This window comes from Burkholderia sp. AU15512, from assembly GCF_002223325.1.
Lineage (GTDB): Bacteria > Pseudomonadota > Gammaproteobacteria > Burkholderiales > Burkholderiaceae > Burkholderia.
In genome coordinates this window covers 1,869,339-1,881,315 of sequence record NZ_NKEX01000006.1, presented here as the reverse complement: position 1 = coordinate 1,881,315, position 11,977 = coordinate 1,869,339, and the positions used below count along the sequence as shown (strand labels likewise).

The 11,977-nt window shown below is 67.0% G+C and carries 7 protein-coding genes and 1 pseudogene; 1 reads left to right on the top strand and 7 read right to left on the bottom strand.

The window, feature by feature from the left end:
• Nucleotides 1–329: 329 nt before the first annotated feature.
• From CFB43_RS27740 to CFB43_RS27720, 5 genes and pseudogenes are all read right to left on the bottom strand, one after another.
• Nucleotides 330–941, bottom strand: a complete 612-nt coding sequence (locus CFB43_RS27740; RefSeq protein WP_089497394.1) for an ankyrin repeat domain-containing protein — start codon at nt 939–941, stop codon at nt 330–332.
• A 77-nt stretch (nt 942–1,018) separates the two neighbouring features.
• A pseudogene (locus tag CFB43_RS27735) lies at nt 1,019–2,553 on the bottom strand (catalase).
• A gap of 307 nt (nt 2,554–2,860) precedes the next feature.
• Nucleotides 2,861–4,348, bottom strand: coding sequence for an efflux transporter outer membrane subunit (locus CFB43_RS27730; protein WP_089497393.1), 1,488 nt, complete (start codon nt 4,346–4,348; stop codon nt 2,861–2,863).
• A gap of 13 nt (nt 4,349–4,361) precedes the next feature.
• Nucleotides 4,362–5,948 carry an MDR family MFS transporter gene (locus CFB43_RS27725; protein ID WP_089497392.1) on the bottom strand — a complete coding sequence of 529 codons (1,587 nt, stop codon included), beginning with the start codon at nt 5,946–5,948 and terminating at the stop codon, nt 4,362–4,364.
• A complete protein-coding gene (locus CFB43_RS27720; RefSeq protein WP_089497391.1) occupies nt 5,941–7,062 on the bottom strand; it encodes an HlyD family secretion protein in 1,122 nt (373 codons plus the stop codon). The genes CFB43_RS27725 and CFB43_RS27720 overlap by 8 nt, the downstream gene beginning before the upstream one ends.
• 92 nt (nt 7,063–7,154) lie before the next feature.
• Here CFB43_RS27720 and CFB43_RS27715 point away from each other — a divergent pair, with 92 nt between their 5' ends.
• The gene (locus CFB43_RS27715; protein ID WP_089497390.1) at nt 7,155–7,988 is read left to right on the top strand and encodes a CerR family C-terminal domain-containing protein; all 834 of its coding nucleotides are present in this window, start codon (nt 7,155–7,157) and stop codon (nt 7,986–7,988) included.
• Between the two features lie 27 nt (nt 7,989–8,015).
• On the opposite strand, the gene CFB43_RS27710 is transcribed toward CFB43_RS27715, so the two are convergent.
• Together CFB43_RS27710 and CFB43_RS27705 are read right to left on the bottom strand one after the other, a co-directional pair.
• Entirely contained in the window at nt 8,016–10,538 is a 2,523-nt protein-coding gene (locus CFB43_RS27710; RefSeq protein ID WP_089497389.1) for a mechanosensitive ion channel family protein, read from the bottom strand.
• A 298-nt stretch (nt 10,539–10,836) separates the two neighbouring features.
• Nucleotides 10,837–11,796, bottom strand: coding sequence for an LLM class oxidoreductase (locus CFB43_RS27705; protein WP_089497388.1), 960 nt, complete (start codon nt 11,794–11,796; stop codon nt 10,837–10,839).
• Nucleotides 11,797–11,977 lie beyond the last annotated feature (181 nt).

Here is an 11,977-nt window from a genome sequence, read left to right as displayed (position 1 = left end):
CAAAAATCGTAGAGCGGAAGCGATTGCGTAGTGAGCAATTCGTCAGATTGCTTGCATCGGACGGTATCAAGAACGAAAGCGAGGTGTCAAACTTTTTTTGATTATATGAAACTAAATTAAAGCGAATAGGTGCAATGTTTTTGAAAATATTGGCAGTGTTTTGTAATGTCCAGGGCCGCTAAAGAAAGTAATGCGGAATGCGATTTGCCGATCGTTTCCGGTTTGATGCGTAATGGGGCAATTGGCCGATCGTATTCGAGGCGGGACTCGAATCGCCGGACGCGGTGAAGCGAGGCGAGTCCGCGGGCATCAGGAAGCGGGGCATGAAGCTACTGCCTCGCACCTGCATGCCGCAGCGCATCCACGGCTTCCGTGTTGTCGTGCGACCGCGCGAGCTGCAGCAGCGACTGACCGCGCCGATCGACATGATTCGGATTCGCGCCACGCGCGACGAGGAGCGGAATCAGGTCGAATCGATTGAACAGCGTGGCGAATCCCAGTGCGGTTGCCCCGGCGCCGTTCGCCTGGTCGATCGGGCATGGCGTGTCGATCAGGCGCCGTGCGATATCGGGTTCGTTCTTGAAGAGGGCACCCATCAGCGCCGTGTTGCCGTGGCGGTCGCCGGCGCATGCGTTTGCGCCGGCCGACAGCAGGTAGTCGAGCGCGGCGGGCCGGCCGTCGTAGGACGCGAGTATCACGGCCGTAAAGCCATGGCTGTCGGTGGCATCGACGGGATAGCCGGCGTCGTGCAATGCGCGCAGGATGTCGACGCGTCCGACGCGGGCGGCGTCGAACCAGTCGCCGTCGTAGCGGCGCAGCGCGGCGGGGTCGGCCGGCGCATACGCCGGCTGCTCGGGAAGGTGCGCGCAACCGGCGAGCGCGGCCAGCGCCAGGACTGCTGCGGTGGCGCGGATCGCGCGCGTCAGGCGTTCGGATTGCATGAGGATGTCCTGATGGGTGGGTAAGGTCGACGTGCGCGGCGCAACCCCGCACGTCGACGGCGACCGGAGTCGCGGGATCAGTTCTCGCTCAGCTTCGCGGCGAGCGCCTGCACTTGCCCGACGTCGGCGTGCACGGCCTGCGCGAGACGCGTGCCGTAGTCGGCATCGGCCTTGTAGAAGTACGACAGCATCGCGTACTGGTTGTGCGCGTTCGTCACCTTGCCGAGGTCGCCGGACAGCGCGGTGATCAGGTCGTCCCTGTCCTGCTGCGACAGGCTGCGGTAGTACTCGCCCGCCTGACGGAACCGCAGCTTATTGTGGATCGCTTCCTGCTGCGTCGTGCCGTTGAGCGTCATGCGCACGGACTTGTATTGCGGATCCGGCGCGAGTTCATGCAGCGTCGACGGTTCGTAGTTCACCTCGCCCTTGCGGTCGCCGGCGTTCATCTTGCCGTCCTGGTTGTTGTTGACCACCGGCACGACGGGCCGGTTGATCGGCAGGTCCATGTAGTTCGCGCCGAGCCGGTACATCTGCGTGTCGGCGTACGCGAACAGTCGGTCCTGCAGCATCCGGTCTTCGGACGGCTCGATGCCGGGCACGAGTCGCGACGGCGCGAACGCCGATTCCTCGGTCGACTGGAAGTAGTTGTCGGGCACGCGGTTCAGCGTCATCGTGCCGATCTTGCGCTCGGGCACACCGGTCCACACCTTCGTGTCGTCCAGCGCATCGAAGTCGAAACGGTTCAGGTCCTGCTGCGTGAGCACCTGCACGTACAGATCCCACTTCGGGAAGTCCCCTTGCTTCAGCGCGCCGTACAGGTCGTTCGTCATCATGTTCCAGTCGCGCCCGATCGATGCATTGATGTCGTGCGGACGCAGGCCGTGCACGCCTTGCTGGCTCTTCCAGTGGAACTTCACGTAGTGCACGTCGCCGTGCGCATTGACGAACTTGAACGCGTGCACCGCGAAGCCGTCCATGTGACGATACGAATCGGGCATGCCCGCATTCGTGTACAGCATCGTCAGCATGTTCGTCGCTTCGGGCGTGTGCGCGAAGAAGTCGAATGCGAGGTTCGGATCCTGCACGCCGGTCACGGCGCTCGGCTTGTTCGCGTGAACGAAGTCGGGGAACTTGATGCCGTCGCGAATGAAGAACACGGGCCAGTTGATGCCGACCATGTCCCAGTTGCCCTGTTGCGTATAGAACTTCACCGCGAAACCGCGCGGATCGCGCGCCTGTTCAGGCGAGCCGCGATAGCCCATCACGGTGGAGAAGCGCACGAACACGGGCGTGCGGGTGCCGGGTGTGAAGACCTTCGCTTTCGTCAGGTTCGAGATGTCGGCGGTCGGCACGAACTCGCCGAATGCGCCGGTGCCGCGTGCATGCACGACCCGTTCCGGAATGCGCTCGCGATCGAAGCGCTGCAGTTTCTCGATGAGTGCGGAGTCTTGCAGGAGCACGGGGCCGGCAGGGCCGGCCGTCTGCGAATTCTCGTTGTCGCCGACGGGGGCGCCCGTGTCTCGCGTGAGTTCGGCGGCATGGGGGACGCGGAAAGTGCAACGCAGATCGCGGCGACCGCGTGTCTCAGCACGCGATGGGAGGATGAGGACATGACGATGGAACTCCTTGAATCCGATCGGTGGTGGGGAAGCCGACTGAATTAGAAGAGATCGTCAGACGATTGGCTAATTGATATTCGATATGTTTCCGATAGCGACGGCGTCGATGCGGCGTGGGTGCGGCTCTCATCGACGCAGGCGATGAATATTGTTGCGTGCGCAATGAGTTGTTGCGTCGCGCGCCGTGAGGCGATCCACAAGTATCGAACGCGGGCGCTTTGGACTTGCGATCCACATTTCGAGCATCGGCGCCGCCGCAGTCTCGACAAACCTGGCCGAGCGGCACCGATCAACCGGACATCAACCCGCGCCCGCCTGCCACCCGAGCCCGAGGTTCTTCTGCAACGACACGTAGTCCTTGATCAGCTCGGCCTGCCCGGCGATCACGTTCTGCTGCGCGGCCAACGCTTCGCGTTGCGTATCGAGCAGGTCGATCATCGATGCGACGCCCGCGCGATAGCGCTCGTCCATCAGCGATCGGGAATGCACGGCCGAGGTCTGCACCTTGGTGAGCGCAACGACGTGTTCGCGCTGGTGCCCGTAACGCTGCAATGCCGTGTTGGCATCCTGCAGGGCGCCGAGCACCGCCTTCTGATAGTTCGCTTCCGCCTCGTCTCGCGATGCTTCGGCCGCGCGCACCGCACCGCGCGTGCGCCCGAAGTCGAGAATGTTCCATTGCAGATACGGCGCGCCGACCCAGGTGAAGTTCTGCTTGCGGAACAGGTGGCCCGGGTCCGTCGCGCTGAAACCGAGATCGCCGAGCAGCGTCACTTTCGGGAAATAGTCGGCGACGTGCTCGCCGATCTGCGCATTGCTCGATGCGAGCCGGCGCTCGGCCGCGCGAATGTCGGGGCGCTGTTTCAGCAGCGCGGCCGGATCGCCGATCGCGACGCTGCCGGGCAGCGTCGGCAGCGTCGCATCCGATGTCGACAGTGCCGCGTCGAGCGCACCGGGCGCGCGGCCCGTCAGGATCGCGAGCCGGTCGAGCGATTCCGTCACCTGCGCGTCGAGCGGGATCAGCGATGCGCGCGTGTTTTCGACTTGCGTCGTCAGGCGCTCGATGTCGGCATCGGCGGCAACGCCACGCGCGCGACGCTGCTGCGTGAGTTCGAGCATCTTCTGCTGCAGCTCGGCAGTGCGCCGCGACAGCGCAAGCCGCCGCTGTTGATCGCGCAGGTCGATGTACGCGTTGGCGACTTCGGCCGTGATCGACACCTGCGTGTCGGCGAGATCGGCGTCGACCGCTTCCGCTTGCGCAGATGCCGCTTCGACCGCGCGGCGCGTGCCGCCGAACAGGTCGATTTCCCAGGTTGCGTCGAAGCCTGCCGAATAGAGCTGCAGCGGGCCCGAGCCACCCAGCGACGGCGAGGTGCCGCCCGATTGGCTCGAACCGTTCGACGGCAGCAGCGAACCGAGTGCGCTGACGTCCGGCTCGCGCATGCGGATGGCGGCGACGGTGGCAGACGACTTCGGCAACTGGGCCGCACGTTGTTGCGCGAGCTGCGCGCGCGATGCGCGCAAGCGGGCTTGTGCCGCGTGCAGATCGGGGTTGTACGCGAGCGCGGCGGTGATCAGGTCGTCGAGCTGGCGATCGTCGAGCGCGTGCCACCATGCGCTCGGCGCGGGCGCCGCGGGGTCGACGCCGGTGGCCGGCGCGCGCACGAAGGTCGGCGCATCCGGCGCGGCGGGCGCGCCGCGATAGTCGGGGCCGACCGTGCAGCCGGCGAGCAGGCACGCGGCCGCGCACAGCGTGAGCGCGGGGCGGCGGGGCAGGGAGAAGGGTTTCATCGCGTAAGACGGTTCAGTGGCCGGACGACATCGGCTGCGGCCCGCGCGGCGTTCTCAGCAGCAGCGCGAGCGGCACGCAGGCAAGCAGCGCGAGGCCCAGCAGATAAAAGGTTTCGGAATAGGTCATCACGACGGCCTGGATCTGGATCTGCTGCGCCAGCTGTCCGAGCGCGCGCATGTTCGAATACGCGAGGTCGCCGGTGTGCGAGAACCAGTTGGCCGCGTAGGCCGACAGCCGGTCCTGCCCGATCAGCGAGTTCGCCGTCACCGATTCGCGGAGCGCGGCCGTATGGAAGGTCGTGCGCCGGTCGATCACGGTGCCGATGATCGCGAGCCCGATCGAGCCGCCGAGATTGCGCGCCATGTTGTAGAGCCCGGCCGCATCGCCCGAGTCTTCGCGTGCGACGGCCGCCATCGAGGCCTGGTTGAGCGGCATCATCGCGAGCATCTGCGCGACGCCGCGGATCAGTTGCGACCAGACGAAGTCGTGGCCGACGCTCTGCGCGGTCAGGCTGATGTCGAGCATGCAGCTCAGGCAGAACAGCAACAGCCCCGAGATCACGAGGATGCGGAAATCGACCTTGCCGAGCAGGCGCGGCAGGATCGGCATCACGAGGAACGCGGGCAGCCCCGACAGCAGCATGATCGCGCCTGCCTGTTCCGCGTTGTAGCCGGCGACGATCGCCAGGAACTGCGGCAGCAGGTAGGACACGCCGTACAGCCCGGCGCCCACCGCGGACACGATCACGATCACGCTCGCGTAGCGCGGGTTGCGCATCAGCGACAGCCGCATGATCGGCCGCTTTGCAAAGAGCTGCGACAACGCGATCAGGATCATTCCGGCAAGCGATACGAGGCTCAACGTGACGATCATCTGCGATTCGAACCAGCGCTCGCGCTGGCCTTCCTCGAGCACGACGGTGAGCGAGCTCAGACCGATCGCGAGACCCAAGATCCCGAGCCAGTCCGCGTTCAGGAATGCATGCCATTGCGGGCGGTCCGACGGCAGCCCGAATATCAACAACGCCATCAGCAACAGGCACACCGGCAGGTTCAGGAAAAAGCACCAGCTCCAGCTGACGTTCTCCGCGAGCCAGCCGCCGAGCACGGGACCGAACAGCGGCCCGAGCAGCACGATCAGGCCGAACAGCGTCATGCCGACCGGCAACTGCGACAGCGGCAGCCGCGTGCGGATGATGGTTTGTGCAGTCGGGATCAGCGCACCGCCGGTGAAGCCCTGGCCGATCCGGCCGGCGATCATCATCGGCAGCGAATGCGACCAGCCGCACATCATCGAGAAGGCAATGAACAGCGCGGAGTTCGTCAGCAGGAAATTGCGCAGCCCGAACACGCGCGTGAGCCACGCGGCGAGCGGGATCATCACGATCTCCGACATCAGGTAGCCGGTCGAGATCCACGTGCCTTCGGTGCCGGTCGCGCCGATTTCACCCTGGATCTGCGGCAGCGCGGAGTTCGTGATCGAAATGTCGAGGGTCGCCATCAGCGCGCCGAGCGCGCCCGCCGCGACCGCGATCCAGTCGGTCGCGCTCGCACGGCCCTCGTGCGGCGGCATCGGCATCGTGGCGGACGGTTCAGCCATGATGCGTCTCGTCGCGGGCCGAGCGCGTATCGACGTCGACCGTCACCGACAGCCCCGGCAGCAGCATGCGCTGCGCGCGGGCGTCCGCGGCGAGGCGGATGCGTACCGGCACGCGCTGGACGATCTTCGTGAAGTTGCCGGTCGCATTCTCGGGCGGCAGCAGCGCGAATTGCGCGCCCGTGCCGGGGGCGAAGCTGTCGACGACGCCGGACAGCGCGCCGTCCGGCAGCGCGTCGACGTGCAGTTCAACGGGCTGGCCGATGCGCATGTTGCCGATCTGCGTTTCCTTGAAGTTCGCGACGAGGTAGATCGAGTCGACGGGCACGACGGTCAGCAGGCGCGTGCCGGGCTGCACGTATTGACCGACGCGCACGGTGCGATCGCCGACGCGGCCGGCGAGGGTGCTGCGCACGATCGTGTTGTCGAGGTCGAGCCGCGCCTGTGCGGCGCTGGCCTGCGCGGCTTCGAGCTGCGCGCGCGCCTGCTGGAGCTGCGCTGTGTACGACGCGATCTGCGTGCGGGCGGCAGCGATCGACGCATTGTTCGCGGCGAGCGTCGCGGCCGCCTGATCGCGCGTGCTCTTCAGGTCGGCCACGCGTTCGTGCGTTTCCGCGCCGGTCGCGGCGAGCGGCGCATAGCGCGTGTATTCGTCGCTGGCGTGCTGCGCATTGATGCGCGACACCTTCGCCTGTGCATCGGCCTGTTCGAGATTCGCATGCTGCTGGCTGATGTCGGCCTCGGCGCGTGCGATGTCGGCGCGGCGCGCGTCGACGGTCGCAAGCGATTGCGCGAGCGCGACCTGGTACTGGCGGACGTCGAGCCGCACGAGCGGATCGCCGGCCTTCACGGCCTGGTTGTCGCGCACGTACACGTCGGTCACGTAGCCGGCGACCTTCGGCGCGGCGGTCATGCTGTCCGCCTGCAGGTACGCGTCGTTGGTGCTTTCGATGAAGCGGCCGACCGTCCACCAGCGGCCGAGCCAGACGGCGCCGCCGATCGCCGCAAGCACGGCGACGACGAGCAGGATGCGCCGTTTCGATCCGTTGCCGTTGCGCCGGGTTGTTCCGTTTTCCTGACGATCTGCTTTCTGTGGCGGGTCTTGCGGCGTCGACATGCTGGCATCCAATTTATTCCAAGTGGAAGAATTATTCCAGTTGATAAAATTGTGTCAAGTAGAATGTCGATCGATCGAATGACGAGGAAGGCATGAACGAAGCGAAGAAGCTGCGCCGTACGTCGGCGGGCGGCTACGCCCGCGGCGACGAAACGCGCCAGCGGATCATCGAGGCGGCGATCGAACTGTTCGGCGAGCGCGGGTTCGCGGGGGCATCGACACGCGAGATCGCCGCGATGGCCGGCGTGAACGCGCCGGCGCTCCAGTACTACTTCGAGAACAAGGAAGGCGTGTACCGCGCGTGCGTGGAGACGATCGCGGAGCACGGCTGGGAAGTGTTCGCGCCGGCGGTCGGCCATGCGTGGGCGATGCTCGATGCGGACGCGGACGTCGACGTGCTGATCGATGCGTTCGTCGGGCTGCTGCGCGCGCTGTCGGACCGGATGTTCACGGCGCCGAAGACGATGAACCAGCGGATGTTCTTTGCACGCGAGCAAGGCGGCCAGGAGCCGGCGAGCGCGAGCGAAATCCTGATGAAGCGCATGCGCAAGCCGCTGAACGACGTGAGCGCCGAGCTGATCGGCCGCATCTCGGGGCGGCCGGCCAACGATCCCGTCACGCGCCTGCGTGCACTGAGCCTGTTCGGGCAGATCACGGTGTTCCACATCGCGCAGCGTTCGGCGCTGCAGTTGCTCGAATGGGAGGCATTCGAAGGCGAGCGCGCGAAATTGCTGATCGACACGATTGCCGAGCAGACTCGGGTGCTGCTCCAGCAATGGCACGTGCAGCGCGACGCATGGGCGGCCGAATCTGGAGCCGGCTCGAAGCGGGAGCCGGGTGCGACGGCGAAACGCACGGCGAAGGCGGGGGCGTCGACGCCCGCCGCGCAAGGCCCGCGGCGCGGGAGCAAGCCCGCCGCGCGTTGAACGCGGCGCGCCGTCGGCCCCGGCCGGTCAACCCGGCTTGCGCGCCGGTGCGGCCGGCGACGGCGGGCGGGCCGTCACTTCGGCAGCATGGCTGCTGTCGCCGGGGGTGCCGTTTTCGTCATCGACCACCGTCCGCGATCCGTCCGCGTACGCAACGACGCTGCGCTGCGGATTGGCGATCCGGATGCCGCGTTCGCGGAACGTCTCCGCGATCCGCCGGTTGAATTCACGCTGCACGCTCCAGCGCGTCGAGTCCGTGCATTGCATCTGCCCGGCCAGCGCGAGCGTCGCGCCGTCGACCTGGTCGATACCCCAGTAGCTGAAGTCCGACAGGATGCCGTCGCGGTACTTCGGATCGTCGCGCAATGCCGCACCGATCTCCTTCAGCGTCGCGATCGCGCGGTCGATATCCTCGCCGTAGGCAATGCTGATCTTGACGGCCGCGTTGCCGAGCCCGCGATTCGTATTGTTGACGGTCGTCACCGAGCTGAACGGAATCGTGTACAACGACCCGTCGCCGGCGCGCAGCCGCACGGTGCGGATCGACAGGTACTCGACCGTGCCCGACACACCGGCGAGCGTGACCCAGTCGCCCACCTGCATCGCGTTTTCCATCAGCAGGAAGATCCCGGTGATGAAATCCTGCACGAGCTTCTGCGAGCCGAAGCCGAGCGCGACACCGAAGATGCTGGCGCCGGCAAGCAGCGGGCCGACGTTCACGCCGAGCTGGCTGAGGCCCGTCAGCACGACGACGAGCGCGATCATCACGAACAGCAGCGTGCGCAGCATCGGCAGCAGCGTGCGCAGCCGCGCCGCGCGCATGAGATTGCCTTCGCGCGTCCAGCGCTGCAGGCGGCGCTCGATTGCGATGTTCGCGGCTTCCCACACGACGAGCGCGACGATGGCCGCGATGGCGATCGTCACCAGCGCCGACGCGAGCCGGTGGCCGATCGTGCCGGTCTCGAACGCGCGGAAAATCGGTATACCCCAGATCTGCAGCAGCAGCACGATGGTCACGATGCCGATCGCGCCCGACACGATCTGGCGCAGCAGCGGGTAGTAGCGGTACGCGTGCGCATGGACGATCGTGCGATCTTCGTCGCGGCCCTGGAACAGCCGCGCGAGCGCGCCGAACACGACGATCGACACGATCCGCATGCCGATCATCACGGCGATCGAGCGGCCGCCGAGCGTGATCAGCACGCGGTAGCCGTTGTGGACGTCGAGCGCCCACACGAACCACAGGGCCATCACGATGAAGACCGAGACGGGCGCCCACGCGTCCGCGAGCGCGTTGGCGACCATCGCGAAGGACGGACGATCCTCGCCGGCCGCGCGGATCCGCGCGGCGACGGGCAAGCGGCACTGGAGGATCAGCGCCGAGACCATCAGGTGCCCGACGAGCGCGACGGCTTTCAGCAGCGCGACGTGACCGGCGTCGCTGAGGCCGAAGCTCGCGGCGATCTCGACCGCGGCCGTGCAGGCGCCGACCACGATCACGATCCGCGCGATCGAGCGTTGCGCGAAGTCGGCCCACGCGTCGCTGATGTGCAGCAAGCGCAATTGCCGCGCATCCGGCTGGAAGAACAGCCGGCTGACGATCGTGACGAGCCGGCAGATCACGTAGATGTCGATCAGCGCTTCGAGTGCGTATTCGACCGGGGCGCCCGTATCGCCGATCACCGACATCGTCAGGCTCGCGACGCCGACGAACACGAGCAGCGGCACGGCACGTAACGCAAGGCTGACGAGCGCGCGCGGCATCCGGTGCAGCAGCGTGGTGTGGCGGCGCGCGTGGCCGCGGCCTTGCGACGATGCGGGCGCGGCGTCGGGGACGTTGGAAGCGTCTGGTGGGGCGGCTGCCCCCGGTGGTGCGTTGCCGTCGTCGAGCGTCGCGGAGTCGGGCGTAACGGATTCAGACTCGGACTCGGACTCGGACTCGGACTCGGACTCGGACTCGGACTCGGACTCGGTGCGGCGCGACGTGTCGGCGCGCCGAGCAGCCACTGCGGCCAGCGCACGTCGCAGCAGCCGCTTCGCGAACCATTCGACGACGAGCGCGGGGACGAGCACGGCGATGATGATCCAGAGCGCGTGTGCAAGATCCGCGCGCTCGTCGGCGCGCACCAGCTTGTCGTGCCACCAGTTGCCGACCGAGCCGACATCGAGCAGCGAGTGCAGCGATTCCTTCAGCGCACCGCCGATTTCGATGGTCCAGCGCGATCCCTGCCGGACGAGCATCGATGCGAGCCCGTTCGACGTCAGTGCCGCCGGAGCCGCGGCGGCCGACGCGGCGCTGGCCGCAGCCGCATCGCTCGCCGCGATCGCGGGTGCGCTCAACGCGCCGACGGCCGCGATCGCACGCAGCGTCGTTTCGACCTGCGCGCGATCGCGCGGATTTTCGAGCACATTGAGTGCCTGCTGCGCCTGTTGCGGCGTCAACGCGGGCGCGGTGCCGGAAGCGGCCGACGCGGCGGCCGGGGCGGGAGCGGCCGCATGGGCGGCCGATACGACGGCGGCCAGCAGCCAGCCGAGGAGGAAATGTCGCATGGAGTAGGCATGCGGGCGCGCTTCGGCGCGCGGCCCGCCAGGCTGAACGATGGACGGAAGTTAACATGATTGCGATTGGAACCGAATAGTTCCGTCGACGATCATTCGAATCGGGCATACCCGACGCGGCGCGGGCGTTTGCGGCGCGTTTGCGCAGTCATGTGTCCGACGCGGACTGTGGGTCGCCAGACAGGTCGGGCGTTTCAATTGTCGGCGCGCAAGACATTTGTAATGTCGGCTCGTCGACTACGATGCACCACGCACGCATCGGATCGAATTAATCTGGAATCCTGCCGAATCACGCGGGCTCGTCGTGAAAAACCGGCAGAACGTGTTCCGCGATTTCCTCGATGACTTCGCGCACGGGCCGGTCCGAGCCGGGATTCAGCGTGACGTGGTGCGTGCCCGCCGCGTGCATGTCCCGCAGGATGTCGATCAATGCCCGGCGTCCGGTTGCATAGCCGAGCGGCAACGCGGTGGCGGGCGCATCGGGATCCGCGAGGAGGTCGAGCCGCATCGAGACGCCGAACGCGCGAAAGGCGGGCGTCGCGAGCCGGTCGACCGCCGCGCGCCACATCGAATAGCGTGCGCGCTGCGTGTCCGGATCGCGGTGGTACGTCATCCAGCCGAGCGAGTGCCGTGCGATCCAGTCGACGCTTTGTCCGCCGGAGCCGACCGCCAGCATCGGCACGGCGTCGGTGCCGCGCGGCAGCAGCGTGAATTCGGGCGCATCGGGCGGCGCTTCGTCGGGCAGCACGCGCGATGGCACGCCGAGCGCGGCCGCGACGACGTCCCAGTGGGCGCGGTAGCGGTCGCGCCGCGTCTCCGCATCGACACCGAACGCTGCATATTCAGGCGGGCGGTCGCCGGAGCCGAGCCCGAGGATGAAGCGGCCGCCCGACAGTGTCGCGACCGACAACGCGCCTTTCGCGATATGCAGCGGATGACGCAGCGGCAGCACGATCGCGCCGCTGGCGAGCGCGATCCGGCGCGTGCGTGCCGCCAGTGCGCCGAGCAGGACCCACGGGTCGAGGTGGCCGACCGGATCGGGGTAGTCGGCGCTGTTCAGCGGCACGTCGCGAATCCACAGCGCGCGAAAGCCGAGCGCGTCGGCCAGCGCCGCGAGTTCGAGCTGCTCGTCGAAGTCGGCGACGATATGGCCGGTGCGAAGCAGCGGAAGCGTGAGGCCGATCGACAACCGTCCGTCCGAAAAGACGCGATGCGCGACATCGGGGCGGGCAGGGGCGGGCGTGGTCATGTCGAGTCCTTGGAGGCAGCGCGAAGCGAACGCGCGACGTTGCGTGTTCGAATGCTAGCGTGTTTGCACGACGGTTGCCCGGTATGGCATGCGCGGTGACCGGTTGACGTCGAGGCAACGCAGGTCATGCGGGCTGCGGGCCGGGCATAATCGGGGCCTTCCGTCATTGAAAACAACAAAT

Coding starts and splice junctions, on each gene's coding strand:
- CFB43_RS27715 (WP_089497390.1), top strand. CDS start 7,155: ATGAACGAAGCGAAGAAGCTGCGCCGTACGTCGGCGGGCGGCTACGCC.
- CFB43_RS27705 (WP_089497388.1), bottom strand. CDS start 11,796: ATGACCACGCCCGCCCCTGCCCGCCCCGATGTCGCGCATCGCGTCTTT.
- CFB43_RS27710 (WP_089497389.1), bottom strand. CDS start 10,538: ATGCGACATTTCCTCCTCGGCTGGCTGCTGGCCGCCGTCGTATCGGCC.
- CFB43_RS27725 (WP_089497392.1), bottom strand. CDS start 5,948: ATGGCTGAACCGTCCGCCACGATGCCGATGCCGCCGCACGAGGGCCGT.
- CFB43_RS27740 (WP_089497394.1), bottom strand. CDS start 941: ATGCAATCCGAACGCCTGACGCGCGCGATCCGCGCCACCGCAGCAGTC.
- CFB43_RS27720 (WP_089497391.1), bottom strand. CDS start 7,062: ATGTCGACGCCGCAAGACCCGCCACAGAAAGCAGATCGTCAGGAAAAC.
- CFB43_RS27730 (WP_089497393.1), bottom strand. CDS start 4,348: ATGAAACCCTTCTCCCTGCCCCGCCGCCCCGCGCTCACGCTGTGCGCG.